The organism is Pseudomonas sp. LFS044 (assembly GCF_047978245.1).
Classification (GTDB): Bacteria; Pseudomonadota; Gammaproteobacteria; order Pseudomonadales; family Pseudomonadaceae; genus Aquipseudomonas.
Genome location: NZ_JBFPFX010000022.1, coordinates 75,885 through 101,061 on the forward strand (window position 1 = coordinate 75,885; position 25,177 = coordinate 101,061).

At 63.3% G+C, this 25,177-nt stretch carries 22 protein-coding genes; 9 read left to right on the forward strand and 13 right to left on the reverse strand.

Annotation, left to right across the window (positions count from 1 at the left end; genetic code table 11):
* Positions 1-41: 41 nt before the first annotated feature.
* The 10 genes from pgi to dksA all read right to left on the reverse strand — a co-directional run bounded on the left by pgi (position 42) and on the right by dksA (position 12,543).
* Positions 42-1,706, reverse strand: coding sequence for a glucose-6-phosphate isomerase (gene pgi, locus ACNQPL_RS18610; RefSeq protein WP_416467524.1), 1,665 nt, complete (start codon positions 1,704-1,706; stop codon positions 42-44).
* 145 nt (positions 1,707-1,851) lie between these two features.
* Positions 1,852-2,715, reverse strand: coding sequence for a pantoate--beta-alanine ligase (gene panC, locus ACNQPL_RS18615; RefSeq protein WP_416467525.1), 864 nt, complete (start codon positions 2,713-2,715; stop codon positions 1,852-1,854).
* Complete coding sequence (gene panB, locus ACNQPL_RS18620) at positions 2,712-3,512, reverse strand: 3-methyl-2-oxobutanoate hydroxymethyltransferase (protein ID WP_346615346.1); 801 nt, start codon at positions 3,510-3,512, stop codon at positions 2,712-2,714. The genes panC and panB overlap by 4 nt, the downstream gene beginning before the upstream one ends.
* A 250-nt stretch (positions 3,513-3,762) precedes the next feature.
* Positions 3,763-4,242 carry a 2-amino-4-hydroxy-6-hydroxymethyldihydropteridine diphosphokinase gene (gene folK / locus ACNQPL_RS18625; protein ID WP_346615347.1) on the reverse strand — a complete coding sequence of 160 codons (480 nt, stop codon included), beginning with the start codon at positions 4,240-4,242 and terminating at the stop codon, positions 3,763-3,765.
* Entirely contained in the window at positions 4,239-5,627 is a 1,389-nt protein-coding gene (locus ACNQPL_RS18630; protein WP_416467526.1) for a polynucleotide adenylyltransferase PcnB, read from the reverse strand. The genes folK and ACNQPL_RS18630 overlap by 4 nt, the downstream gene beginning before the upstream one ends.
* A 736-nt stretch (positions 5,628-6,363) precedes the next feature.
* Positions 6,364-7,809, reverse strand: a complete 1,446-nt coding sequence (locus tag ACNQPL_RS18635) for a sigma-54 dependent transcriptional regulator (protein ID WP_346615349.1) — start codon at positions 7,807-7,809, stop codon at positions 6,364-6,366.
* A gap of 4 nt (positions 7,810-7,813) precedes the next feature.
* Positions 7,814-10,789, reverse strand: a complete 2,976-nt coding sequence (locus ACNQPL_RS18640; RefSeq protein ID WP_346615350.1) for a sensor histidine kinase — start codon at positions 10,787-10,789, stop codon at positions 7,814-7,816.
* Positions 10,773-10,949 carry a hypothetical protein gene (locus tag ACNQPL_RS18645; protein WP_003250005.1) on the reverse strand — a complete coding sequence of 59 codons (177 nt, stop codon included), beginning with the start codon at positions 10,947-10,949 and terminating at the stop codon, positions 10,773-10,775. Before ACNQPL_RS18645 ends, ACNQPL_RS18640 begins: the two co-directional genes overlap by 17 nt.
* 195 nt (positions 10,950-11,144) lie before the next feature.
* Positions 11,145-12,032 (reverse strand): tRNA glutamyl-Q(34) synthetase GluQRS, encoded by an 888-nt coding sequence (gluQRS, locus tag ACNQPL_RS18650; RefSeq protein ID WP_346615360.1) that lies wholly within the window; start codon positions 12,030-12,032, stop codon positions 11,145-11,147.
* Between the two features lie 64 nt (positions 12,033-12,096).
* Positions 12,097-12,543 carry an RNA polymerase-binding protein DksA gene (dksA, locus tag ACNQPL_RS18655; RefSeq protein WP_346615351.1) on the reverse strand — a complete coding sequence of 149 codons (447 nt, stop codon included), beginning with the start codon at positions 12,541-12,543 and terminating at the stop codon, positions 12,097-12,099.
* Between the two features lie 210 nt (positions 12,544-12,753).
* On the opposite strand from dksA, the gene ACNQPL_RS18660 reads away from it, so the two are divergent.
* On the forward strand, positions 12,754-13,926 hold the full coding sequence (locus ACNQPL_RS18660; RefSeq protein WP_346615352.1) for a pyridoxal phosphate-dependent aminotransferase: 1,173 nt from the start codon (positions 12,754-12,756) through the stop codon (positions 13,924-13,926).
* Positions 13,927-14,640 (forward strand): DNA/RNA nuclease SfsA, encoded by a 714-nt coding sequence (gene sfsA / locus ACNQPL_RS18665; protein ID WP_416467528.1) that lies wholly within the window; start codon positions 13,927-13,929, stop codon positions 14,638-14,640.
* Here sfsA and ACNQPL_RS18670 read toward each other — a convergent pair.
* Positions 14,630-14,947, reverse strand: coding sequence for a Rieske (2Fe-2S) protein (locus ACNQPL_RS18670; protein ID WP_416467529.1), 318 nt, complete (start codon positions 14,945-14,947; stop codon positions 14,630-14,632). The two genes, sfsA and ACNQPL_RS18670, sit on opposite strands and share 11 nt — an antisense overlap.
* Before the next feature lie 149 nt (positions 14,948-15,096).
* Here ACNQPL_RS18670 and ACNQPL_RS18675 point away from each other — a divergent pair, with 149 nt between their 5' ends.
* Genes ACNQPL_RS18675 through ACNQPL_RS18690 form a run of 4 tightly spaced genes read left to right on the forward strand, consistent with a single transcriptional unit; the run spans position 15,097 to position 18,682 of the window.
* Positions 15,097-15,981 carry a heme/hemin ABC transporter substrate-binding protein gene (locus ACNQPL_RS18675; protein ID WP_346615355.1) on the forward strand — a complete coding sequence of 295 codons (885 nt, stop codon included), beginning with the start codon at positions 15,097-15,099 and terminating at the stop codon, positions 15,979-15,981.
* A complete protein-coding gene (locus ACNQPL_RS18680) occupies positions 15,978-17,015 on the forward strand; it encodes a FecCD family ABC transporter permease (protein WP_416467530.1) in 1,038 nt (345 codons plus the stop codon). The genes ACNQPL_RS18675 and ACNQPL_RS18680 overlap by 4 nt, the downstream gene beginning before the upstream one ends.
* A complete protein-coding gene (locus ACNQPL_RS18685) occupies positions 17,015-17,782 on the forward strand; it encodes a heme ABC transporter ATP-binding protein (RefSeq protein ID WP_416467531.1) in 768 nt (255 codons plus the stop codon). The genes ACNQPL_RS18680 and ACNQPL_RS18685 overlap by 1 nt, the downstream gene beginning before the upstream one ends.
* Positions 17,783-17,794: 12 nt before the next feature.
* Positions 17,795-18,682: a ChaN family lipoprotein gene (locus tag ACNQPL_RS18690; protein WP_416467532.1), complete on the forward strand. Its 888-nt coding sequence runs from the start codon at positions 17,795-17,797 to the stop codon at positions 18,680-18,682.
* A gap of 556 nt (positions 18,683-19,238) precedes the next feature.
* On the opposite strand, the gene ACNQPL_RS18695 is transcribed toward ACNQPL_RS18690, so the two are convergent.
* Together ACNQPL_RS18695 and ACNQPL_RS18700 are read right to left on the reverse strand one after the other, a co-directional pair.
* On the reverse strand, positions 19,239-19,514 hold the full coding sequence (locus tag ACNQPL_RS18695; protein WP_346616215.1) for a TfoX/Sxy family protein: 276 nt from the start codon (positions 19,512-19,514) through the stop codon (positions 19,239-19,241).
* Between the two features lie 179 nt (positions 19,515-19,693).
* Positions 19,694-21,256, reverse strand: a complete 1,563-nt coding sequence (locus ACNQPL_RS18700; RefSeq protein WP_416467533.1) for an AAA family ATPase — start codon at positions 21,254-21,256, stop codon at positions 19,694-19,696.
* Positions 21,257-21,373: 117 nt separating this feature from the next.
* Between ACNQPL_RS18700 and mrcB the strand changes: the two genes are divergently transcribed.
* From mrcB to ACNQPL_RS18715, 3 genes are read left to right on the forward strand one after another with little or no spacing between them, the layout of a single operon-like run.
* Positions 21,374-23,695, forward strand: coding sequence for a penicillin-binding protein 1B (gene mrcB, locus ACNQPL_RS18705; protein ID WP_416467535.1), 2,322 nt, complete (start codon positions 21,374-21,376; stop codon positions 23,693-23,695).
* 15 nt (positions 23,696-23,710) lie between these two features.
* Positions 23,711-24,499 carry a tetratricopeptide repeat protein gene (locus tag ACNQPL_RS18710; RefSeq protein ID WP_346616218.1) on the forward strand — a complete coding sequence of 263 codons (789 nt, stop codon included), beginning with the start codon at positions 23,711-23,713 and terminating at the stop codon, positions 24,497-24,499.
* Positions 24,499-24,831, forward strand: coding sequence for a YqcC family protein (locus tag ACNQPL_RS18715; protein WP_346616219.1), 333 nt, complete (start codon positions 24,499-24,501; stop codon positions 24,829-24,831). Before ACNQPL_RS18710 ends, ACNQPL_RS18715 begins: the two co-directional genes overlap by 1 nt.
* Positions 24,832-25,177: the final 346 nt, after the last annotated feature.

The following is a 25,177-nucleotide window of genomic DNA, read 5'->3' on the forward strand; positions in this document are numbered from 1 at the left end:
CCGACGCCCTCGCCAGTTGCTGGCGAAGGCGTCGGAGGCGGTCAGCCGCGGTGACGGCCGCGGAAGTAGTTGATCAGGCCTTGGGTAGAGCCGTCTTCGGCGCTGTCTTCCAGGCTACCGACGATGCGCTGGTAGACACCTTTGCCCAGCTCCTTGCCCAGCTCCACACCCCATTGGTCGAAGGCATTGATACCCCAGATGACGCTCTGCACGAAGACCTTGTGCTCGTACATCGCCACCAGCGCGCCTAGGCGCCGTGGGCTGATGCGCTCGACCACCAAGGTGTTGCTCGGGCGGTTGCCCGGGATCACCTTGTGCGGCGCGAGCTTTTCGATATCGGCTTCGTTCAGGCCCTTCTGGCGCAGTTCGGCCTCGGCCTCTTCGCGGGTCTTGCCCAGCATCAGCGCCTGGCTCTGCGACAGGCAGTTGGCGTACAGCCACTGGTGGTGGTCGGCCACCGGGTTGAAGCTCACCACCGGGACGATGAAGTCCGCCGGGATCAGCTGGGTGCCCTGATGCAGCAACTGGTGGTAGGCATGCTGGCCGTTGCAGCCAACGCCACCCCAGATCACCGGGCCAGTGTCGGTCTTCACCGGCGTGCCGTCGGTCATCACGCTCTTGCCGTTGGACTCCATGTCCAATTGCTGCAGGTGCTTGGTGATGTTGCGCAGGTAATGGTCGTACGGCAGGATCGCGTGGCTGCGAGCTCCCCAGAAGTTGCCATACCAGACGCCAAGCAGGGCCAGCAGCACCGGCATGTTCTTGTCGAACGGCGCGGTCTGGAAGTGCTGGTCCATGGTGTAGGCGCCAGACAGCAGTTCCTTGAAGTTGGCGGTACCGATGGCCAGGGCAATCGGCAGGCCGATGGCCGACCACAGTGAATAACGCCCGCCCACCCAGTCCCACATCGGGAAGATGTTTTCTTCGCGGATGCCGAAGGCCACTGCGGCGGCCTTGTTGCTGGAAACCGCGATGAAGTGGCGATAAAGCTCGGCTTCCGAACCGCCCTGGGCCAGGTACCAGGTACGCGCGGCCATGGCGTTCTTGAGTGTCTCGAGGGTGTTGAACGACTTGGACGAGACGATGAACAGGGTGGTTTCGGCGCGCAGGCTGGCCGACAGCTCATGGAATTCGCTGCCGTCGATGTTCGCCAGGTAATGGCAGCGTACGCCACGCTGGGCGTAGGGCAGCAGGGCTTCGGACACCAGTTCCGGGCCGAGGAACGAGCCGCCGATGCCGATGTTGACCACGTCGGTAATAGGCTTTTCGCTGTAACCACGCCACAGGCCGTCGTGAATACGCCCCACCAGCTCGGTGATCTGGTTGAGCACCTTGTGCACTTCGGGCATCACGTTGACACCGTTCACGCTCAGCTTGTCACCCACCGGGCGGCGCAGCGCGGTGTGCAGCACGGGCCTGCCTTCCGAGGCGTTGATGATCTCACCGCTGAACATCGACTTGATCGCATCCTGCAGGCCGACTTGTTCGGCCAGGTTCACCAGCAGGTCGCGGGTTTCGTCGTTGATCAGGTTTTTCGAATAGTCCAGGAACAGGCCGCAGCTGCTCAGCGAGAACTGGTCGAAGCGCTTGGCGTCGGCGGCAAAGGCTTCGCGCATGCTGAAACCTTGCATGGCGTCGCGGTGCTGCTGAAGGGCCTGCCAGGCGGGCAGGGCCGTAACATCGTGGGGTGTACGGTAATACGCCATTGCGCAGAGTTCCTTAATGCGTGGTGGTGCTTGGACAGGGCAGTGGTTGCCGGGTTCAGGCTGGCCATCATTATAGGCAATGGTTTGAAGCAGGGAATGGGGCGGGGAGGGGATTTTGGGGGCCGCGAAAGCAGCCCCCTGACCGTCACGCGGTCGTTTCGTCCAGATGCAGGTACAGGTTGTCGATCAACCGGGTGTTACCGAGGTAGGCGGCAACCAGAATGACCAGGTCACGGTCATCGAGCATGGCCGGGCGCAGGTGTAGCGCATGGCGCACTTCCAGGTAGTCCGGGCGCAGCCCGGCTGCTGTCAGTTGAGCCTGCCCTTGGGCAACCAGCGCGGCAAAATCGCGCTGGCCACGCTTGATGGCCTCGCCAATCTGCTGCAGCGTACGGTACACGACCGGTGCGGTGGCGCGCTGTTCAGCAGTCAGGTAACCGTTGCGCGACGACAGTGCCAGGCCGTCATCGGCGCGCACGGTTGGCTCGCCGATGATCTGGATCGGCATGTTCAGGTCCCGCACCATGGCGCGGATCACTGCCAATTGCTGGTAGTCCTTTTCACCGAAGACGGCGAGGTCAGGCTGCACCATGTTGAACAGCTTGCTGACCACGGTCGCCACGCCCTCGAAATGGCCTGGGCGGCTGGCGCCGCACAGGCCTTCAGAAAGGGCTGGCACGCTGACGCGGGTCTGCACGGCCATGCCGTCGGGGTACATTTCCTCGACAGTGGGTGCGAACAACAGGTTGCAGCCGGCCTGAAGCAGGCGCTCCTGGTCGGCAGCGAGGGTGCGCGGGTACTTGTCGAGGTCTTCGTTGGCGCCGAACTGCAGCGGGTTGACGAAGATGCTGGCGACGACGAAGTCGGCGCGCTGGGCTGCTTTTGTCACCAGCGCGGCGTGGCCGCTGTGCAGGTTGCCCATGGTCGGCACGAAAGCGATACGCTTGCCTTCACCGCGGGCGCGCGCGACGGCGGCGCGCAGTTCACGGACGGTCTTGACTGTGTTCATGCGCTGAATCCGTGCTCACTCGCTGGGAAACTGACGCCTTTGACGGCCTTCACGTAGGCCGCGAGGGCGCTGGCGATGTCTGGCTGGCCGGCCATGAAGTTCTTCACGAACTTCGGTACCCGGCCGCTGAGCGACAGGCCAAGCATGTCGTGCAGTACCAATACCTGGCCATCGGTGGCGCTGCCGGCGCCAATGCCGATTACCGGGATGCCCACCGCCTGGGTGATTTCGGCCGCCAGCTCGCTGGGCACACACTCCAGCAGCAGCATGGCTGCACCGGCCTGTTCCAGTGCGATGGCATCGGCACGCATCTGACGGGCCTGTGCTTCCTGGCGCCCTTGTACCTTGTAACCGCCCAGCACGTTGACGGTTTGTGGGGTCAGGCCCATGTGCGCGCACACTGGCACGCCTCGCTCGGCCAGCAGGCGAATGGTTTCGCCTAGCCAGGCGGCGCCCTCCAGCTTGATCATGTGGGCGCCGGCCTGCATCAGTGTGGCGCAGTTGGCAAACGCCTGCTCCGGCGTGGCGTGGGCCATGAACGGCAGGTCCGCGAGAATCAGCGCGCCATCGTTGCCGCGTTTGACGCAGGCAGTGTGGTAGGCCATTTCCGCAGTGGTGACGGGCAGCGTGCTGTCATGGCCTTGCAGGACCATGCCCAGCGAGTCGCCCACCAGCAACACTTCGACACCGGCCTGGCTGGCGGCCTTGGCGAAGGTCGCGTCGTAGCAGGTCAGCATGGTGATCTTTTCACCCTTGGCCTTGAGGCCGTGAAGGGTGGTCAGGGTTACTTCAGGCATGTAGGAAATCCTCGTTCAGGCGCTGTGAAAAACGACTGCGAACAACGCGTGTAGTCATCTTCCGGAGCGGCACATCATCGCGTGTGATGTTCGGGCACAGGTCCGTCCGGGCCTAAATACGGGTACGCGGCACTTTGGTGCCACACGGGACGCCTATAGTCGTGAGCGAGGTGGGGGAAGTCAATCACCCTGTTACCGCATTGTTACTAACAGGGTGTTACTGGCGTTACCTTCGGCTGGAAGCCCCGTATTACAGGCGTTCCAGGCCGACGAATGGGCAGGCTGCGAGCAGCTGCGCCAGGGGGCGGCCATCTGCCAGGTGGAAGTCGTCTGCCACCAGCTCAGCCAGCGGATACAGCACGAAAGGGCGTGCGTGCATGTGGTAGTGCGGCACCTGCAGGCGCGGCACATCGATGACTTGGTCACCGAACAGCAGAATATCCAGGTCGAGCGTGCGCGGGCCCCAGCGTTCCTTGCGCACGCGGCCTTGGCCATTCTCGATGGCTTGCAGGGCGTCGAGCAGGGCCAGGGGTTCGAGCTGGGTGTCCAGAGCCGCGACGGCGTTGGTGTAACGCGGTTGGCCAGGCAGCAGCGAGTCGCTGGTGTACAAGGCCGAGGCAGCCGCCAGGCGGGTGCCGTCGACCTGATCCAGCGCCTGCAGCGCGCTGTTCAGTTGCTCGGCCGGAGCATCCAGGTTGCTGCCCAGGCCGATGTAGGCGCGAGTGATCACTCGAACGCCTCTTCGCCGCCTCGTTTGCGCTTGCTGCTGCTGCGTTTGCGCTTGCGCGGGCCAGCACCGGTGCTTTCATCACGGCTGCCCAGCTCGCGGATCATCTCGCGGCGCTGGCTTTCGTTGGCGTCCTGGTAGTCGGTCCACCACTGGCCGAGGTCATCGGTTTCTTCGCCAGCACTTTCGCGCAGCAACAGGAAGTCGTAGCCGGCGCGGAAGCGCGGGTTGTCGAGCAGCATGTCGGCGCGTTTGCCGCTGCGGCGCGGCAGGCGCTCCTGCATGTCCCAGATCTCGCGGATTGGCAGGGTGAAACGCTTCGGAATGGCGATGCGCGCGCACTGCTCGGCGATCAGGTCGTGAGCTGCACCGTTCATTGCCGGGATCGGCGGCACGCCTTGGTTCTGCAGGTGCAGCACACGGCTTGGCAGGGCTGGCCACAGCAGCGCGGCGAACAGGAACGCCGGGGTCACCGGCTTGCCTTGCTTGACGCGCAGGTCGGTATTGTTCAGCGCCTGGCTGATCAGGGTGTGGGTGTAGGTCGGGCGTTCGTCCAAGGCCTGCGCACTGGCAGGGAACAACGGTTCGAACAGCTCCAGGTCGACCAGCATCTCGAAGGCCATGGCACCCTGGCCGCTGAGGAACAGCTTGAGGCATTCCTCGAACAGCCGCGCTGGCGGGATTTCGCGCAGCAGCGGGGCCAGGCCGCGGATCGGCTGGAAGGTGTGCTTCTCGATACCGAAGTCGAGTTTGGCCGCGAACCGCACGGCGCGCAGCATGCGCACCGGGTCTTCCTGGTAGCGGTGGGTCGGGTCGCCGATCAGGCGCAACAGGCGGTTGCGGATGTCGTGCACGCCGTTGGCGTAATCGAGAATGCGCTCGCTGACCGGGTCGTAGTACAGGGCATTGATGGTGAAGTCGCGGCGTTGCGCGTCCTCTTCCAGGCTGCCGTACACGTTGTCACGCAGGATGCGACCACTGGCATTGTGCGACGAACGGTGGCTGTCGCCCTGGTCGTCGTCAGAGTGGTGGGCGCGGAAGGTGGCGACTTCGATGATCTCGCGGCCGAAATGCACGTGGACCAGCTTGAAGCGGCGGCCAATGATGCGCGCATTGCGGAACTCGGCACGGACCTGTTCGGGGGTGGCGCTGGTGGCGACGTCGAAGTCCTTGGGCGTGATGCCCAGGAGCAGGTCGCGGACGCAGCCACCGACCAGGTAGGCCTGATAGCCCGCGCTCTGCAGGCGCTCGACGATGTTCACCGCATGGCGGCTGAACTGGTGGCGCTGCAGCGAATGTTGGCTCTTGTTGATCACCTCAGGCGTGGTGCGCTTGTGGTGCTGGCCCGCTACGGGAGGGCGGAAAGACTGGAACAGCTTCTTCAGCATGGGATGCACTGTGTGAAGGAATGTTCGGCCAAGAATAGGAGAATGGCCGCATGATGGGCGGGGATTCTAGCATTTACTCGGGGAATGGTGTAGGCGGTAGCAGGGTGGTCTGCCAGAAGGGAGAAACGACAAGGGGAGCCTAAGCTCCCCAAGAAGTCGTTGCGTGCTCTTATTGTTTTTTTGCCGGGCTTCTTGTTTTTGTTGAGTGCCCTGCCCACAAATCTCAAAGCTTGTGGACGACCCCCAATCCAGGGGTTAAGAGCAAACGGATTGCTTTGGCCGCTGATGTCACGTTGACCTTTCGATCCAACCAGTTCAGGCGCTGCTTTTTAGTGCAGTTTTTGTTGTTCTCTGCCTGGTCGTGGGGCAAGCCCCAAACACGCATCCTCTCCAAAAGAATCAGTTAGCTGCGCCTCCGCCGTCTTGTTTTTATTGTGCGTGAGCCGTTTCGTCTTGTTCTTATTCTGAGTTGCAGTGCTTGTTATTGTTCTTGTACTAAGGATATAGCAGATGGCGTGCCAACTTTGCGAAACCCAATAAAATCAGGGGTTTGAGCGTATTTGGCGAAAACGGGACGGTGGAAATCCGAAGGATTTCGTTACCGTATGCCTCGGGACTGTTACGTCGGGGAAGGGTGGGTAACAGATTTTTGCGGGAACTGATGTGTTACCGGGGAAGCGTGATGCCCCGCAGGCATCGTCGGGTAACGGCGATGCCTGCGGGGGCCACAGATCAATCACTCGCTCGTGGCGTTGCTCTTGCGCCGTGGGATGCCCAGGCGCTGGCGGCGCTCCCACAGGCATTTGCGGCTGACACCCAGTTTCCGGGCCAGCTCGGTCTCGGTCATGTGGTCCTGGTGCTCGAGCACGAAGTGCTGGAAGTAATCTTCAAGCGACAGGTCCTCGGTCGGCTCATGGCTGGCGTTATTGGCACCGGCGCCAGCCGCGATCAGGGCGGTGTCCAGCAGGTCGTCATCGTCGAGGTCGCCCAGTTCGATATCGATGCCCAGCAGCTCGGCGGAAATTTCTGCGCTCTCGCTCAGAATAACCGCACGCTCCACTGCGTTCTCCAGTTCGCGCACATTACCAGGCCAGCTGTAATGACGAATGGCTTGCTCCGCCTCGGCCGAGAAGTGCAGATCGTCACGGCCGATGCGTGCGCTCTGGCGGGCGAGGAAGGCACTGGCGATCTCGTTGACGTCGCTGCCACGCTCGCGCAGGGCTGGCAACTTCAGGGCGATCACATGCAGGCGGTAATAAAGGTCTTCGCGGAACTGGCCAGCTTTGGCCAGGTTCTTCAGGTCACGGTGGGTCGCGGCAATCAGGCGCACATCGACCTTTTGCGACTGTACCGAACCGACCCGGCGAATCTCGCCTTCCTGCAGCACCCGTAGCAGACGGGCCTGGGCTTCCAGTGGCAGTTCGCCGATTTCGTCGAGGAACAGCGTGCCGCCGTCCGCGGCCTCCACCAGGCCTGCCCGCCCGGCGCTGGCGCCGGTGAACGCGCCTTTTTCGTGGCCGAACAGCTCCGACTCGATCAGGGTTTCGGGAATGGCCGCGCAGTTCACCGAGATCATCGGTGCCTTGGCGCGCCGCGACAGGTTGTGCAGGGCGCGGGCGACCAGCTCTTTACCGGTGCCGGACTCACCCTGGATCAGCACATTGGAGTCGGTAGGCGCCACCTTGCGGATCTTGCTGTACATGTCCTGCATGGGGGGGCACGAACCGATGATGCCGATCTCGCCATTGGCCGACGCCGGGCTGGCTTTTTCAGCAGGCGCGGCCTTGCCGTTGCCACGGGCCTCGGCAACCGGGGCTGGCGCCGGAGCGTTCTGCCGGTCGCGCAGAATGCGCGCGACCGCCTGGAGCATCTCGTCGTGGTCGAAAGGCTTGGCGATATAGTCCACCGCGCCCATTTTCATCGAGTCCACCGCCGAGCGCAGGCTGGCGTAACTGGTCATGATCAGCACTGGAGTGCCCTGGCCGAGCTTGATCAGCTCGGTGCCTGGCGCGCCGGGCAGGCGCAGGTCACTGACGATCAGGTCGAAGGTCGCAATGCTGAAGCGTTCCTGGGCTTCCTGCACCGAGCCGGCTTCGCTGACCTGGTACTGGTTCCGCTCGAGCAGACGACGCAAGGCCGAGCGGATGATGGTTTCGTCTTCGACGATCAGAATGTGCGGCATTGATTCAATTCTCTCGACGGTCTCGAATTTCAGGGGACGTCGCTACGACATGCCGGGGCAGGGTCACGCGGATCCGTGTGCCACGTTGCCGTTCGATGTCGGCAGGGCTGTCGATGGTGATTTGCCCATAATGCTCTTCCACGATGGAATAGACCAGAGCGAGCCCCAGTCCGGTTCCTTCGCCTGGGTCCTTGGTGGTGAAGAAGGGTTCGAACAGGCGGTCCATGATGCTTTTGGGTATACCGCTGCCCTCGTCTTCGACGATCAGGTCGACGGTGTGCTCGCTGACATCGCTGCGTACGCGCACGGCGCTGCCGGGCGGCGAGGCATCACGGGCGTTGGAGAGCAGGTTGATCAATACCTGGGCCAGGCGTTGCGGGTCCCCCTCGGCCCAATGGTCGGGGTCGCAGAGGTTGAAGAACTGTACTTCGAAATTGCGCCGGTTCAACGCCAGCAGACCGATGGCATCCTGCGCCACTTCGGCCAGGCATACCGGCTCTTCGCTGTTCTGGTGGCTGCCGCCAGCGTGGGCGAAGCTCATCAGTGACTGGACGATGCGCGAGACCCGTTTGGTCTGTTCGAGGATCTGGCTCGACAGCTCGGTGATCTCGCCATCGCCTTCGCGCTCTTCGCGCAGGTTCTGCGCCAGGCAGGCGATGCCGGTGATCGGGTTGCCGATCTCGTGGGCCACCCCTGCGGCCAGGCGGCCAATACTGGCCAGGCGTTCGGAGTGCACCAGTTTGTCTTCGAGGGCCTGGGTTTCGGTAAGGTCTTCGACCAGCAGCACCAGGCCGCTATTGCCCGGCGCCAGCGGTTCGTCGATGGCCGCCTTGTGCAGGTTCAGCCAGCGCGGTTGGCCATCCAGCGCCAGGCGTTGCTTGTGCAAGTGTTCGTCGGGCACATCGATGAAGCCCTGCAGCAAGCCGCGCCAAGGCTCACCGATGGTCACCAGGCGCGAGCCGACCACGTGCTTGGCGGCGATGCCGGTCAACTCTTCCATGGCCTTGTTCCACATCAGGATTTCCTGGTCCTTGGCCAGCGAGCAGACGCCCATGGGCAGCTCCTGCAGGGTCTGGCGGTGGTAGCGGCGCAGGGCATCGAGCTCGGCAGCCAGGCCCGTGAGGCGCGAGTGGTAGTCTTCCAGGCGGCTTTCGATGAAGTGGATGTCTTCGGTCACGTAATTTTCGTTACCGGACTTGTACGGCAGGAAGGTCTCGACCATGTCCTGCGCGACACTTGGGCCCATCAGGCCCGAGAGGTTGGCCTCGATGCGGTCGCGCAGGCGGCGCAGGGCGTACGGGCGACGCTCGTCGAACGGCAGGTACAGGTCACGCAGCGCCTGTTCGACCTCCTTCTGTGCGGCCTTGGCGCCCAATGGCTTGGCCAGCTGGGTGGCGAACTCCTGCGGCGAGGCGGCATGCAGTTCGCGGCGCTGTGGGCGGCGCACGTTGTCCACGGCGCATGCCTCAGCGGCGCTGACTTCTTCGCTGCTGGCATTGGTGAACAACGAAATCAGTGTGAACAACAGCACGTTGGCGGCCAGCGAGGCGATCGCCGCCATGTGCCAACTGGTGTCGTCCAGCACATAGATCATGTCCAGCAGCGGAATATAGAAGCCCTGCAGGTTGCCCAACAGCGGCAGCAGCATGGTCACCATCCACACCAGCATCCCGGCCAGCAGGCCGGCGATGAAGCCGCGGCGGTTTGCGGTGGGCCAGTACAGTACCGACAGCACGCCAGGCAGGAATTGCAGGGTGGCGACGAAGGCGACGATACCCAGGTTGGCCAGGCTCTGGTGGTTGTTCTGGGTCAGGTAGAACATGAAGCCGGCGGTGATGATGGCGACGATCAGTGCGCGGCGGGTCCATTTCAACCAGCGGTAGATGTTGCCTTCGGCCGGTGGCTGGTACAGCGGCAGTACCAGATGGTTGAGCGCCATGCCGGACAGTGCCAGGGTGGTGACGATGATCAGCCCGCTGGCAGCCGACAGCCCCCCAACGTAGGCCAGCAATGCCAAGGCCTCGTTGTTGGCGGCGATGCCCAGCCCCAGGGTGAAGTACTCGGGGTTGGTGCTGGCGCCCAGCCGCAGGCCGGCCCAGAGCACCAGTGGCACGGCCAGGCTCATCAGCAGCAGGAATAGCGGCAGGCCCCAACTGGCGCTGACCAGCGAGCGTGGGTTGAGGTTTTCGGTAAAGGCCATGTGGTACATGTGCGGCATGACGATGGCCGAGGCGAAGAACACCAGCAACAGGGTGCGCCAAGGGCCCTCCTGCAACGGGGTGTGCAGCGCTGCCAGGGCGGTCTGGTTCTGCAGCAGCCACACTTCCAGCCCGTGGGGGCCGCCGAACACCCCGTACAGGGCGTACAGGCCAACGCCGCCGAGGGACACCAGCTTGATCACCGACTCAAAGGCGATGGCGAACACCAGGCCTTCATGCTTCTCGCGCGTGGCGATGTGGCGTGAGCCGAAGAAAATGGTGAACAGGATGATCAGCGTACAGAAGGCGAAGGCCACCCGGGCCTTGACCGGTTCGCCGGTGAGGATGCTGATCGAGTCGGCCACCGCTTGAATCTGCAGGGCCAGCAAGGGCAGCACGCCGATCAGCATGAAGATGGTGGTCAGTGCGCCGGCCCAGGTACTGCGGAAGCGGAAGGCCAGCAGGTCGGCGAGTGACGACAGCTGGTAGGTGCGGGTGATCTTGAGAATCGGGTAGAGCAATACCGGCGCCAGCAGGAAGGCCCCCGACACCCCCAGGTAACAGGCAAGGAAGCCGTAGCCATATTGATAGGCCAGGCCCACCGAGCCGTAGAAGGCCCAGGCGCTGGCGTAGACGCCGAGCGACAGGGTGTAGGTCAGCGGGTGGCGAATGATCGAGCGGGGGATCAGCCCGCGCTCGCTGATCCAGGCCACGCCGAACAGCACCATCAGGTACGCGGCGCTGATCAGGATCATCTGGGTCAGGCTAAAGCTCATCGGCATCTCGTTGGCTCTGCAGGATGAAGGTGACGACGATCAGGATCAGCCAGAGCAGGTAGGGGCGGTACCAGGCTCCGGTCGGTTCGATCCACCAGTCCATGATGGCCGGGGAGAACAGGTAGATCCCCACGACCAGAAGCAGGACCAAACGATAGATGTACATGCTGGCCTCGATGGTTGGGCGCTGCGGGCTTGGACTTATTATTGGTGCAAATGGCGGGGCCGATGCTAGCGGGAATCGACAGGGTTAGCCAAGGGTTTGAAATTATTGGGCTTTTGTTTTTGTGGCGCCGCAGCCTCAAGGTACACCGCCGTAACCTGTAGGAGCGGGTTCACCCGCGATGAGGCCGGTGATACCTCAGTACAGATCAGCCTCAGGCACCGTCGTGCGTTTCGCAATCGCCTCCGGCCGCCACTTTTGCCGTGCTGTTGCCAGTACTTCTGCCGGCGTCGCCGCCAGCAGCCGAGGGTCAGTTTCCTGGCCCAATGCGCGCAACGCCCGCAACAGCAACGGCGTTGCCTGATCAACCTCAAGCGGCGGCGAACGGTACGACTTGCCCAGTTTGTGCCCATCTGGCTGGACGATCAGCGGTATGTGCAGGTACCGCGGTTGGGCGAAGCCCAGCAACTCCTGCAGGTACAGCTGGCGCGGCGTGTTGTCGAGCAGGTCGGCCCCGCGCACGATATCGGTAACACCTTGCCAGGCGTCGTCCAGCACCACTGCCAGCTGGTACGCATAAAGCCCGTCACGGCGCTGGATCACGAAGTCGCCCACTTCCCGCCCCAGATGCTGTTCGTAAGCACCTTGCACGCGGTCGTTGAAGCGGTAGATCAGCTCAGGCACCCGCAGGCGGATTGCGGCGCCTTCGCGCGCATGCCCGGCGTTGCGGCAAAAACCTGGGTAGATGCCGTTGTAGCCTTCCAGCTGCTTGCGCGAACAGGTGCAGGCGTAGGCCAGGCCCATGTTGAACAGGCGGTCTACCACCTCGCCGTAAGCGTCGTGGCGCTGGCTCTGGAACACCACCTCGCCATCCCATTCCAGCCCGTAGCGTTCCAGGGTTTGCAGGATGGCATCGCGGGCACCGGGCATTTCCCGGGGCGGGTCGGTGTCTTCCATGCGCAGCAACCAGCGGCCATTGACCGCGCGGGCGTCGAGCCAGGAGGCGAGGGCGGCGACCAGCGAGCCGAAGTGCAGGAAACCGCTGGGGGTGGGGGCGAAGCGTCCGATGTAGCGCGAGTCGTTCATGGGCAGTGGTGTGTCTGAAAATGAAACGGGGCGCATGATGCGCCCCGTTCGGAGGAGAGAAGGATCAGCCTTTGCCGACTGTCTTTTCCTTTTTCTCGGCGATTTCCTTGCAGTCGAAGCACAGGTCCGCGGTGGGGCGTGCTTCCAGGCGACGCAGGCCGATCTCGATGCCACAGGAATCGCACCAGCCGTACTCTTCGTCCTGGATCTTCTGCAGGGTCTTGTCGATTTTCTTGATCAGCTTGCGCTCGCGATCGCGGTTGCGCAGCTCGAGGGCGAATTCCTCTTCCTGGCTGGCGCGGTCAGCCGGGTCGGGGAAGTTGGCCGCTTCGTCCTTCATATGCGTTACGGTCTGGTCCACGCTCGTCATCAGCTCGAGCTTCCAGGCCCCCAGAAGCTTGATGAAATGCTTGCGCATGGGCTCGCCCATGTACTCTTCGCCCTTGGTCTCTTTATAGGGCTCTACACCGTACATGGTCTGATTGGTTTTCTGCTTTTCTACGGTGGACATGAATAGACCGCCTCTTACTCATCTGATCCAATGCGCAGGATGCTCCATCTCCGGCACCCGCCGGCCCTGCGACTGCGAGCCGCCGAACTTACCAGATAGATCGGGGGTGCGCTAGCCCGCCCGATCCTACGTGTTGACAGCGCCATGCGGCGTACGTTCGGTGCCGTGCGAAGGTAGAATCACCAGTTTAGACCCAATTGAGAGAAGGTCATGGCCCACCCCTACAGTGCGCGCAGCCGCGCCATCGAACCCTTTCACGTCATGGCGTTGCTGGCACGGGCCAACGAGCTGCAGGCGGCCGGCCACGACGTGATCCACCTGGAAATCGGCGAGCCGGACTTCACCACCGCCGCACCAATCGTCGAGGCCGGCCAAGCCGCGTTGGCTGCCGGACATACCCGTTACACCGCCGCACGGGGCCTGCCGGCCTTGCGCGAGGCAATCGCCGGCTTCTATGGCCAGCGGTATGGCGTGACGGTCGACCCTGAACGTATCCTGATCACCCCGGGCGGCTCTGGTGCACTGCTGCTGGCCAGCAGCCTGCTGGTCGACCCAGGCAAGCACTGGCTGTTGGCAGACCCGGGTTACCCGTGCAACCGCCACTTCCTGCGCCTGGTCGAGGGCGGTGCGCAGCTGGTACCGGTGGGCCCTGAAGTGAACTACCAGCTGACCGCCGACCTGGTTGACCGTCACTGGGACCAGGACACCGTAGGTGCCTTGGTCGCGTCGCCTGCCAACCCGACCGGCACAGTGCTCGACCGTGACGAACTGGCCAGCCTGTCCAAGGCTACCCGTGCGCACAACGGCCACTTGGTGGTAGACGAGATCTACCACGGGCTGACCTACGGCATGGATGCGCCAAGCGTCCTCGAGGTGGACGATTCGGCCTTCGTCCTTAATAGTTTTTCCAAGTATTTCGGCATGACCGGCTGGCGCCTGGGCTGGCTGGTCGCCCCGCCTGATGCCGTAGCCGACTTGGAAAAGCTCGCGCAAAACCTCTATATCAGTGCACCGAGCATGGCCCAGTACGCGGCCCTGGCGTGTTTCCAGCCAGAAACCCTGGCGATTTTCGAAGCGCGCCGGGCCGAGTTTGCCCGCCGCCGAGACTACCTGCTTCCCGCCCTGCGCGAACTGGGTTTCCGTATTGCCGTCGAGCCGCAGGGCGCGTTCTATCTATATGCCGACATCAGCGCCTTCGGCGGCGATGCCTTCGCGTTCTGCCGGCACTTTCTGGAAACCGAACACCTGGCCTTCACGCCTGGCCTGGACTTCGGCCGCCACCTGGCCGGCCATCATGTGCGCTTTGCCTACACCCAGAGCCTGCCGCGCCTGGAGGAAGCGGTGCAGCGCATCGCCCGTGGTCTGCGGAGCTGGAAGGCCTAGATGATGTTCTTTCCTTTACTCGAACAGGGGCGCCTGCTGCGCCGCTACAAGCGGTTTCTGGCCGATATCGAACTGTCCAGCGGCGAGCAGCTGACCATCCACTGCCCCAACACCGGCTCCATGCTCAACTGCATGCGCGAAGGTGGGCAGGTATGGTTCAGCCGGTCCAACGACCCCAAGCGCAAGCTGCCCGGCACCTGGGAAATCAGTGAAACGCCCCAGGGCCGGCTGGCGTGCATCAACACCGGCCGGGCCAACGCGTTGGTCGAAGAAGCGCTGCGCGCCGGGGTGATCCGCGAGCTGGCGGGCTTCACCGCGCTCAAGCGTGAAGTGGCCTACGGCGAAGAAGGTAGCCGCATCGACTTTCGCCTGGAATTTGCAGACGGGCCGGCCTACGTCGAGGTGAAAAGCGTGACCCTGGGCTACCCGGATACGGCCGTGGCGGCCTTCCCGGATGCTGTCACCCAGCGCGGTTCCAAACACCTGCGCGAGCTGGCAGCGCTGGCCCGGCAAGGTATTCGCGCTGTGCAGCTGTACTGCGTCAACCTCACCGGTATCGAGGCGGTACGGCCCGCGGAGGAAATTGATGCAGCTTATGCCAAAGCACTGCGCGCCGCAGTGGCGGATGGGGTAGAGGTGTTGGCCTACGGCGCGCGGCTGGACGCCGAGCACATCGTCATCGACCGCCCGCTACCGGTGCTGCTCACCCCTTGAGCCAGATGCCCTGGCTGTCTTCCAGGCAGTCCAGGGCCTGCAACGCTTCCCCTTCGCACGGGCCGGCCACGCATTCGCCGCTTTCGATCAGGAACAATGCGCCGTGATGGGCGCAGTGGATCAGGCTGGCGCTGTCGTCGAGAAACGCGTCCCCCTGCCAGTTCAACGGGATACCCCGGTGCGGGCAGCGGTTGCGGTATAGGTGCACCTGGCCCTGGCGACGCACGCCGAACAGTTCGCTGCCAGCTACGCTGAAGGCGCGGCTGTGGCCTTCGGCCAGTGCCGAAGAAATACAAAGAAAGTGCATTGCAGGGACGACTCTCGAAACAAAGTGATGGCTTGACGCGTCAATGCGAATAATTATCAAATTGCCTGCATTTGCTGCGCCCGGCTGTCTATGGTGCGCAGTTCCGCCGTTCGCCACAAGGCGTGTGGCTCGCCTCCAGAAGGAATCCGATGATGCGTCGTCCTGCTGCCTTGCTCGCCTTGTGCGCAGCGCTTGTTGCTTCCACCCAGGCCCTGGCCGCTGACCTGCCGCAGCGTTGGGTCAGCGCTGGCGGCGCCTTGAGCGAGTGGATCAGTGCGCTGGGCGGCGAGCCGCGCCTGGTGGGGGTGGATACCACCAGCCAGCACCCTGAGTCGTTGAAGGCGCTGCCAAGCATCGGTTATCAGCGCCAATTGTCGTCCGAGGGCATTCTCAGCCTGCGCCCGGATTTGCTGGTAGGCACCGAAGAAATGGGCCCGCCCCCGGTGCTGGCACAGATCCGCAAAGCCGGTGTTCGCGTGGAATTGCTGTCCAGCAAGGCTGATCTCGCGGCCGTCGATGCCAACCTCAAACAGCTGGGGACGCTGCTGGGTGCCGAACAGAAGGCTGCGCAACTCGCTGCGGGTTATCACCAGCAGCTTGAGGCATTGCAGGTGCAGGTCAAGCAGGCCCAGGCGAGCCACAAAGCGCCGGGCGTGCTTTTGCTGGTGGGCCATGCTGGGGCCAAACCGCTGATTGCCGGGCAGGGCACTGCGGGTGACTGGCTGCTGCGCCAGGCCGGGGCGCGCAATTTGGCCGAGCACCAGGGCTACAAGAATTTCTCCAATGAGGCATTGGCCGCGCTGGACCCGGATGTGGTGGTGTTCTCTGACCGTGCTCTGGTCGGCGACCAGGCGTTGCAGGCTTTGCTCAAGGAAAACCCGGCCTTGGCTGCCTCCCGTGCGGCCCATGATAAACGCCTGGTGTCACTTGACCCGACGCTGCTGGTCGGTGGCCTGGGCCCTCGCTTGCCGATGGCGCTGCAGGATTTGGCGGCGGCCTTCTACCCAACGGCAAAGGTCAGCCTCACCCAATGAAGCAGCGAGTTCAACCGCGTACGCTGATCATCTGCCTGAGCCTGCTGTGCCTCTTGGCGGTCTGGCTATCACTTGCCCTGGGCCCGGTCAGCCTGCCCCTGTTCGATACCTTGCGCGCTGGCCTGCGGTTGCTGGGGCTGCCCATCGCGGGCGACGGCCTGCAGCAGGCGGAAATGATCCTCGGCCAGATTCGCCTGCCCCGTACATTGCTGGGGCTGGCGGTTGGCGCGGTGCTGGCGCTGTCCGGGGTGGCCATGCAGGGGCTGTTTCGCAACCCGCTGGCCGACCCCGGGCTGGTTGGGGTTTCCGCCGGGGCGGCGATGGGCGCGGCGGTGGCGATTGTTGGCGGCGGTTGGTTCGGCGGCATGCCGGAAGCGCTTGCGCCTTACCTGTTGTCGCTGTGTGCCTTTGTCGGTGGGCTTGGCGTGACCGCGTTGGTCTATCGCCTGGGCCGTCGCGACGGGCAGACCAACGTTGCCACCATGTTGCTGGCCGGGGTGGCGATGACCGCGCTGGGCGGCGCGGCGGTGGGCCTGTTTTCCTATCTGGCGGATGACGCCACATTGCGCACACTGACCTTCTGGAACCTGGGCAGCCTCAATGGTGCCAGCTACGACCGGTTATGGCCGCTGTTGCTGGTGGCCGCGGGCGTGGCGCTGTGGCTGCCGCGCCGGGCACGGGCGCTGAATGCCTTGCTGCTGGGCGAGTCCGAGGCGCGGCACCTGGGCATCGAAGTGGAGCGGCTCAAGCGCGAACTGGTGTTCTGCACCGCGCTAGGGGTGGGGGCGGCAGTAGCGGCGGCGGGGCTGATCGGCTTCATCGGCCTGGTGGTGCCGCACTTGGTGCGTTTGCTGGCCGGGCCGGACCATCGCGTAGTACTGCCTGCATCGTTGCTGGCCGGTGGCGTGCTGATGCTGCTGGCCGACCTGGTGGCGCGCTTGGCGCTGGCACCTGCCGAACTGCCGATCGGTATCGTCACGGCGTTTATCGGTGCACCGTTTTTCCTGGTTCTGCTGATTCGGGGGCGCAACTGATGTTGCAAGTCGAAGGCCTGCACCTGCGGCGCGGGAGCAATGAAGTACTGCATGACATCCACCTGCAGCTGCAGCCGGGGCAGGTGCTGGGCGTGCTCGGCCCCAATGGCGCCGGCAAGAGCAGCCTGCTGGGCGTGCTGTGTGGCGAACTGCTGCCTGGCCACGGGCGCGTCACCTTGCAAGGCCGGCCTTTGGCCAACTGGGCCGGGCAGGAGCGGGCCAGGCGGCTGGCGGTGTTGCCGCAGGTGTCCAGCCTGGGGTTTTCGTTCAAGGTCGAAGAAGTGGTGGGCATGGGGCGCATGCCCCATGACAGTGGCCAGCTGCGTGATGCCCAGATCGTCGAGGAAGCGCTACGTGCCGCCGATGCCTGGCACTTGCTGGGCCGCAGTTACCTGGCGTTGTCGGGTGGTGAGCGGCAGCGTGTGCACCTGGCGCGCGTACTGGCCCAGCTATGGCCGGGCGAGGAGGGCACCACCCTGCTGCTTGACGAGCCGACCTCAATGCTCGACCCATTGCACCAGCACACCACCTTGCAGGCTGTACGCAGTTTTGCCGATCGCGGCGCCGCCGTTTTGGTGATCCTGCATGACCTGAACCTGGCGGCGCGCTACTGTGATCGTATCCTGCTGCTCGAACAGGGCCGTTGTCATGCCGTCGCAGTACCCGAGCAGGTGCTGACGCCCGAAGCGTTGAAGGCGGTATTTGGCATTGACGTGCTGGTACAGGCCCACCCGGAGCGCGGCCACCCGCTGATCATCACGCGTTAGGAGGCATTGCCGATGCGGCGTCCATTACTGTCGGGTTTGTCGCTGTGCCTGGTATTGGTGCTGGGGGGCTGTCAGGCCAGCCTGCCGGCGTTGCCCGCCTGGCAGAGCAGCGAAGGGCGTGACGACGCGGCCCTGGGGCAAATCCACGATCTGGCCAGCGGCCAGGTGATTACCCCCGCACAGCTGGTGCGGCAATTGGCGGCGGTGCCGCGCGTGCTGGTGGGGGAAAAACACGACAACCCCGATCATCACGCTTTGCAACTGTGGCTGATGCGGGCACTGCAGGCCCAGCGTACGCAGGGCAGCCTGCTGCTGGAGATGCTGCAACCGGAGCAGCAGGCACGGGTGGATGCCGTCGAAGACTTGGCACAACTACCGAATGACCTGCCCAAGGCGCTGGGCTGGCAGGAGGGGTGGGACTGGCAGCTATACGGGCCAATCGTGCGTGAGGCGTTAAGCAGCCATGTACCGCTTCTGGCGGCCAATTTGTCACTCGGCGAGATGCGCCAAGCCTATCGCCAGCCGACCGCCTTGCAAGGCGCGCAGTCCAACGCCCCCACGGTGAAGGCGGCGTTGCTCGAGCAGGTCAGGGCAGGGCACTGCAATTTACTGCCCGAAAGCCAGTTGCCGGCGATGTTGGCCGTGCAGCAACAGCGTGACCGGCGTATCGCCGAGCGGCTGCTGGCCGCGCCGGAGCCGGCGTTGTTGCTTACCGGGGCGTATCACGCCCGCAAGGATTTGGGTGTGCCGTTGCATCTGGCCGACCTGGGCGCGAAAGGGGAAAGCAAAGTGCTGCTGTTGGCCGAGGTGGGGGAGGAGGTCGAGGCGGGGATGGCGGATTATGTGTGGTACACGGCGGCGATGCCGACGCAGGATTATTGCGCTCAGCTGCGTAGGTGAATGGAAGGCTGGGGGATGTGTCTGTCTGTTGATTGGGTGAGGGTTACCGGGTGCTCGCCATAGAGGTTAGGGCGCCCTTGAGACCGAGCGCCGCCCGCGCGGCGCATCGCGGGCAAGCCCGCTCCTACATTTGTTGCAACGTGCCATGGCCTGTGAGGCCATAGTTGTCAGCCTTGTCAGTACGACGAAAAAGATCGGCTGGCGCTAAGGCCGCCCCGCAAGCCTTTAGTCGTGCGCCAAGGCTGACAACCATGGCCTCACTGAAACGGCACGTTGCAACGAATGTAGGAGCGGGCTTGCCCGCGATGCGCCGCGCGGGCGGCGCTCGATCTCAAGGGCGCCCCAAACGTCATGACGAACCCCGGCAGCCACAACGCATTTTTCGCGCAAAAAAAAGACCCGGCAAAAAGCCGGGTCAATAACCGTGATTAGCCTGATGAGGAGATAATCTGAGAGCCCGAACCAGGGGCTTTCAGTTTACCCAACCAGTCTCGCGACCAGTTGTGATAATCATAACGATTCTCATTTCGACGTCAATCCCCTTCCCGTGTTTATTTCATATTTTTTTTGCCGTAGCGCATTTCGCGTCGAGTTGTTGGTTGAGCGCCTCCTTGCGTTCGGCCGGCAAATCGTTCCAGTGCATGTCCAACAGCGCGCCTTCAATGGCGTACAGCAACACCTTCGACGCCCGGAATCCTCGCGTTTTGACGGCCTGGTAGGCACCGACCGCGCCGAGCCGACGCAAATCCGATGCACTGTGGATACCGGCCGCATGCAACCACTGCGCGGAGGTCTTGCCAAGATTCTTCAGATGCTGCAATTCATCGTTCATCGAGCCTCCTTGCGATGGCTGAACGTGTCTTGGGGGATAAATCGCGAGCAGGTCAGAAAGGAGTGTAGCGGGGGTTGGAAAATGCGCGGCCTTTTGCCATTGGGGGCGACGAGATGCCCTGTTTGCGGAGGGATCAGCTGTTCGGGCCGGCCAGTCGCCGGCCCGAACATGCAGTGCGCTTACAGGCCCGGCAAGCGCTGACGGATCTGGTCGATCACCTGGTTCATGCTGCTGGCATCCTGGGTATCCACGCGCGTGCTCTGCTGCAGTTCCACTTCATCAAGCGGCTCACGGCTGGCCTGCTGGGCCTTGACCACTTCCAGGGTGGCGTCCGATGGGTCGGTATTTTGTGCCTGGCGCTGTGCCAGCCAGCTGGCGATCACCGCCTCCGGCGCCTGGCAATCGAGGATCAGCAGCGGCACGCCGGTGCTGCTGGCAACCTCTGCGGCGGCTTGGCGTTGTGCCTGCTTGAGGTAAGTGGCATCCAGCACCACCGGGAAGCCGGCGCGCAGGATGGTTGCCGCCAGCTGCTGCAGGCGTTGATAGGTGGCGGCGCTGGCGTCCTGGTCGTAGATGCCGGTTTGCAGCTGTCCGGCTTCTGCTTGCTGCTGCTCACCGAACAGGCGCTTGCGCTCCACGTCCGACCGTACACGTACGGCGCCCAAAGCTTCGACCAGGCGCATGGCCACGTGGCTCTTGCCCACCGCCGACACACCATGGGTGATGGCCAGCAGGCGCGACGGGATGGCGCTGTAGCTTTCGGCCAGGTTGGCGTAATTGCGGTAGGTGCGCAGGCTGGTGGCGCGTTGCACGCCGTCGGCATTGGCCGGCATGCTGAACAGGGCGATCTTGGCGCGGACCAGGGCGCGGTAGGCTTTATAGAAGTTGAGTACTTCCAGCCCTTCGTAGTCGCCGGTCAGTTCCAGGTACTGGCTGACGAAGCGGCGCGCCAGGCACTTCAGGCCGCGGTCTTCCAAGTCCATGGCGAGGAAAGCGGTGTCAGCCCATACATCGGTCTTGCGGAACGGCTCGTTGAACTCGATGCAATCGAAGATCACGACCTTGCCGTCGATCACGGTGGCGTTGCCCAAATGAATGTCGCCATGGCATTCGCGGGTGAACCCATTGGCCTTGCGCGCGGCGAACAGGCCCTCGAGGCGCTCGAAACTGCTGCGTGCCCAGGCCTGCAGGTTGTCCAGTTGCTGCAGGTCGGCCTTGTCGCTCAAGAACGGGCGGATCTGCTCGAAATTCTGCTCAACCGGCGCCATGACGCTTTCCGGCGAACCAAACGGTTGCTCGGCGGGCACCTTGGGGGTTTGCAGGTGGAACTCGGCGATCTGCCGCGCCATCTGGTCGATGTGGCCAGCATCCAGCTCGCCGTTGGCCTGCAGGGTGGTGAGCATCTGCCCCTGAGGGAACTGGCGCATCTTCAGTGCGTATTCGATTGCCGCACCTTCACCGGCGATCTGCGGCGCTTCGGCGCTGCCGGTGATCGGCAGCACTTCAAGGTACAGGCCTTCGGTCAGGCGCTGGTTCAGGCGCAGTTCTTCGTTACAGAAATGCTCGCGCTGGCCCAGCTCGGTGAAGTCGAGAAAACCGAAATTCATCGGCTTCTTGATCTTATAGGCATACTCGCCGGTCAGCAGAACCCAAGAGATGTGCGTCTCGATCAGCTCGAAGCCTTTCACGGGGTGAGGGTAGAGGGCAGGGTTCTGCAATGCGTTGATCAAGGCTTGGCTCACGGGAAATCCTTCCGGGGGCAGGGAATTCGAAGGCGCCATTATGGTCAATGGTGCCGCCCCTGCATACCGCCAGAGGGCGCCTGCCCAGCCTTTACAAAGTGCGTATAATCCGCCGCCATGACTCGAACCCGAAATTCCCGTACCCCTCAGAAACGCCCGACCGGCCGCTCGCGCGCCTGGCTGGGCTGGGCTTTGAAGCTCAGCCTGGTCGGCCTGGTGATCGTCGCCGGCTTCGCGGTTTACCTCGATGCCGTCGTGCAGGAGAAGTTCTCCGGCAAGCGCTGGACCATCCCGGCCAAGGTGTACGCCCGGCCGCTGGAGCTGTTCGTCGGCCAGAAACTGAGCAAGAACGACTTCCTCACCGAGCTCGACGCGCTCGGCTACCGGCGTGAAAGCGCGGCCAATGGCCCTGGCGCGGCAGCTGTCAACGGCAATACCGTCGACCTGAATACCCGCGGCTTCCAGTTCTACGAGGGCATGGAGCCTGCGCAGTTCGTGCGTGTGCGCTTCTCCGGCGATTATGTTGCAGGGCTTTCGGGTGCCAGCAACGGCAAGCTCGATGTGGTGCGCCTCGAACCGTTGATGATCGGCGGTATCTACCCGAAAAACCTCGAGGACCGCATTCTGATCAAGATCGACCAGGTACCGCCGTACCTGCTCGAAACCCTTGTGGCCACGGAAGACCGTGACTTCTACAGCCACTTCGGAGTGTCGCCCAAGTCCATCGCCCGCGCGGTGTGGGTGAACACATCGGCCGGTTCCATGCGCCAGGGCGGCAGTACCCTGACTCAGCAGCTGGTGAAAAACTTCTACCTGACCAGCGAGCGCAGCCTCAGCCGCAAGCTGACCGAAGCGATGATGGCCGTGCTGCTGGAAATGCACTACGACAAGCGCGAAATCCTCGAGGCGTACCTCAACGAGGTCTTCGTCGGCCAGGATGGCCAGCGCGCCGTGCATGGCTTCGGTCTGGCCAGCCAGTTCTTCTTCAGCCAGCCGCTGTCGGAGCTCAAGCTGCACCAGATCGCCTTGCTGGTGGGCATGGTCAAGGGGCCGTCCTATTACAACCCGCGGCGCTACCCCGAGCGCGCGCTGGCGCGGCGTAACCTGGTCCTCGACCTGGTGGCAGAGCAGGGCGTTGCCAGCCAGGAAGCTGTCGATGCGGCGAAGAAGATGCCGCTGGGCGTGACCAAGCGCGGCAGCCTGGCCGACAGTTCGTTCCCGGCCTTCCTCGACCTGGTCAAGCGTCAGCTGCGCCAGGACTACCGTGATGAAGACTTGACCGAAGAAGGCCTGCGCATCTTCACCAGTTTCGACCCGATCCTGCAGATGAAGGCCGAAACATCGATGAATGAGACCTTCAAGCGCCTGTCTGGGCGCAAAGGGGCTGATGAAGTCGAATCGGCAATGGTCGTGACCAACCCGGAAACCGGTGAGGTGCAGGCGCTGATCGGTAGCCGTCAGTCCGGTTTCGCCGGCTTCAACCGTGCCATCGACGCCGTGCGGCCCATTGGCTCGCTGGTGAAGCCGGCGGTGTACCTGACTGCGCTGGAGCAGCCGAGCAAGTACACCCTGACCAGCCGGGTGCAGGATGAGGCGTTCTCGGTCAAAGGTGCCAATGGTCAAGTCTGGCGCCCGCAAAACTACGACCGTCGGCCTCATGGCACCATTTATCTCTACCAGGGCCTGGCCAACTCCTACAACCTTTCGACCGCCAAGATCGGCCTGGAAGTCGGCGTGCCCAACGTGATCAAGACCATCGGTCGGCTGGGTGTGAGCGTCGACTGGCCGGCCTTCCCGGCGATGCTGTTGGGGGCAGGTGGCATGTCGCCGATGCAGGTCGCGACCATGTACCAGACCATTGCCAACGGTGGCTTCAACACGCCGATGCGCGGTATCCGCAGTGTGCTTACGGCCGAAGGCGAGCCGCTCAAGCGTTACCCGTTCCAGATCCAGCAAACCTTCGACCCAGGTTCCATCTACCTGGTGCAGAACGCCATGCAGCGGGTGATGCGCGAAGGTACTGGCCGTTCCGTGTACAACGTGCTGCCCAACTCGCTGACCCTGGCAGGCAAGACCGGTACCAGCAACGACTCGCGTGACAGCTGGTTCTCCGGCTTCAGCCAGGACCTGCTGGCCGTCGTGTGGATGGGCCGCGACGATAACGGCAAAACGCCGTTTACCGGTGCCACCGGCGCCTTGCAGGTGTGGACCAGCTTCATGAAGAAGGCCGACCCGCTGCCGCTGGACATGCCTCAGCCGGACAACGTGGTGCAGGCCTGGATCGACCCCTACAGCGGGCAAGGTTCCGACGGAAGTTGTCCAGGCGCTGTGCAGATGCCGTATATTCGCGGGAGCGAACCGCCCGCCGGCGCAACCTGTGGCGGCGAGCAAAATCCGGCAGAATCGGTCATGGACTGGGTCAAAGGCTGGATGAATTAAGCCCTGGCAGCATTGATGAGGTGTGAAGTGAATAAGTGGTTGTTTCCTGCCGTGACGGCACTGGTTGTGCTCCAGGGTTGCTCCAGCGTTCAGCGTGGCAACATCCCGGTGGTGGATTCGAGCACGCGTGTGTCCAACAGCGAGCGCATGACCGCCAACCGCTCGGCGGCCGGCATGAACAACGGCACTACGCAGGCACAGTCGCTGCCCGAAGACTCCGGCGTGACCGTGATGATTCCGCAAGGCGCCGGCGCCACGGGCATTCAGACGTTCCCGGCGGGTAACGGCGTGGCGCCGATCAGTACTGCGCCGATCAGCACCGGGCCGGCTACATCGGCGCCGATGACGACCAACCCGAACCCGATCGCCGACGAACCTTTCGACATCGCCTCGATGACCAGCACCCCGGCCGCAACCAGCGCGCCAACCGGCATCCCACGCAGCGGTGCGGCCTCCGGTGGCCTGTCGGCAGACGAGCAGCTCGATGGCCCAGTGCTGGCGCTGCTGACCACTGCCCAGTCGCAGCAGGGCAGCGGTGATTTCAACGGTGCCGCCTCCAGCCTGGAGCGCGCCCAGCGCATCGCCCCGCGCGAGCCGCAGGTGCTGTTCCGCCTGGCCCAGGTGCGCCTGTCGCAGGGCGATGCTCCGCAAGCCGAACAGCTGGCCCGCCGCGCGCTCACTTACGCCAACGGTCGCCCGAACCTGCAGGCCGAACTGTGGAACACCATCGCCCAGGCCCGCGAAAAGCAGGGTGACAGCGCTGGCGCTGCCCTTGCTCGGCAAAAAGCACGGGTCAATTCGTAATGGTCGAGCAACGTATCCTGGACATCGCCGACCACCTGCTGCTGATCGAGCGTGAGTTGATCGTGCAAGGCTGGTGGCAGGACGAGCCGCCCAGCGATGAGGCGCTGGAGAGCACAGTGCCATTTGCCGTCGATACCATGAACTTCGAGCAGTGGCTGCAGTGGATCTTCCTGCCGCGCATGAAAATCATCATCGAGCTCGGTCATCCACTGCCCAATGCCTCGGGCATTCTGGTGATGGCCGAGTCGGTGTTCGTCGACCGGCCGGAGCAGAGCCGGGAGTTACGCCGCCTGCTAGCAGAGTTCGATAAATTGATCGAAGCTTGCGCCTGATTTCTTCTCTTTTTCCATGAAGGGCCGCAGATTGTGGCCCTTTTTTGTGGAAATCTTATTTATTCTGCTGCTGACTCGGTTTTTAGTGGTGGCAGAAATTCATCTTGAGGAAAAATTGGCAATAATTTTTCTTGACTTGTAGCCGCCAAATCACAAGAATCCAGATTCCGCTGTAGAGGGACTGCCAGAAGCAGACCCGCTAAGCAGATCATGAGGTGCACACCCGCGCCGACCTGTTACACCCCGCAACGCGTTACCTCGCGCTGGGTGGGAAAACCCCGCAACACTCTGGGGCGCTCCCAATACTTGCTCAGTCAGTGCTGACGTTTTCGCTCATGCTCTGCTT

Excerpts from the sequence above, each read along its gene's own strand:
- pgi (WP_416467524.1), bottom strand. The coding sequence starts at position 1,706 with ATGGCGTATTACCGTACACCCCACGATGTTACGGCCCTGCCCGCCTGG.
- panC (WP_416467525.1), bottom strand. The coding sequence starts at position 2,715 with ATGAACACAGTCAAGACCGTCCGTGAACTGCGCGCCGCCGTCGCGCGC.
- panB (WP_346615346.1), bottom strand. The coding sequence starts at position 3,512 with ATGCCTGAAGTAACCCTGACCACCCTTCACGGCCTCAAGGCCAAGGGT.
- ACNQPL_RS18630 (WP_416467526.1), bottom strand. The coding sequence starts at position 5,627 with ATGCTGAAGAAGCTGTTCCAGTCTTTCCGCCCTCCCGTAGCGGGCCAG.
- ACNQPL_RS18635 (WP_346615349.1), bottom strand. The coding sequence starts at position 7,809 with ATGCCGCACATTCTGATCGTCGAAGACGAAACCATCATCCGCTCGGCC.
- ACNQPL_RS18640 (WP_346615350.1), bottom strand. The coding sequence starts at position 10,789 with ATGCCGATGAGCTTTAGCCTGACCCAGATGATCCTGATCAGCGCCGCG.
- ACNQPL_RS18645 (WP_003250005.1), bottom strand. The coding sequence starts at position 10,949 with ATGTACATCTATCGTTTGGTCCTGCTTCTGGTCGTGGGGATCTACCTG.
- gluQRS (WP_346615360.1), bottom strand. The coding sequence starts at position 12,032 with ATGAACGACTCGCGCTACATCGGACGCTTCGCCCCCACCCCCAGCGGT.
- dksA (WP_346615351.1), bottom strand. The coding sequence starts at position 12,543 with ATGTCCACCGTAGAAAAGCAGAAAACCAATCAGACCATGTACGGTGTA.
- ACNQPL_RS18660 (WP_346615352.1), top strand. The coding sequence starts at position 12,754 with ATGGCCCACCCCTACAGTGCGCGCAGCCGCGCCATCGAACCCTTTCAC.
- sfsA (WP_416467528.1), top strand. The coding sequence starts at position 13,927 with ATGATGTTCTTTCCTTTACTCGAACAGGGGCGCCTGCTGCGCCGCTAC.
- ACNQPL_RS18670 (WP_416467529.1), bottom strand. The coding sequence starts at position 14,947 with ATGCACTTTCTTTGTATTTCTTCGGCACTGGCCGAAGGCCACAGCCGC.
- ACNQPL_RS18675 (WP_346615355.1), top strand. The coding sequence starts at position 15,097 with ATGATGCGTCGTCCTGCTGCCTTGCTCGCCTTGTGCGCAGCGCTTGTT.
- ACNQPL_RS18680 (WP_416467530.1), top strand. The coding sequence starts at position 15,978 with ATGAAGCAGCGAGTTCAACCGCGTACGCTGATCATCTGCCTGAGCCTG.
- ACNQPL_RS18685 (WP_416467531.1), top strand. The coding sequence starts at position 17,015 with ATGTTGCAAGTCGAAGGCCTGCACCTGCGGCGCGGGAGCAATGAAGTA.
- ACNQPL_RS18690 (WP_416467532.1), top strand. The coding sequence starts at position 17,795 with ATGCGGCGTCCATTACTGTCGGGTTTGTCGCTGTGCCTGGTATTGGTG.
- ACNQPL_RS18695 (WP_346616215.1), bottom strand. The coding sequence starts at position 19,514 with ATGAACGATGAATTGCAGCATCTGAAGAATCTTGGCAAGACCTCCGCG.
- mrcB (WP_416467535.1), top strand. The coding sequence starts at position 21,374 with ATGACTCGAACCCGAAATTCCCGTACCCCTCAGAAACGCCCGACCGGC.
- ACNQPL_RS18710 (WP_346616218.1), top strand. The coding sequence starts at position 23,711 with ATGAGGTGTGAAGTGAATAAGTGGTTGTTTCCTGCCGTGACGGCACTG.
- ACNQPL_RS18715 (WP_346616219.1), top strand. The coding sequence starts at position 24,499 with ATGGTCGAGCAACGTATCCTGGACATCGCCGACCACCTGCTGCTGATC.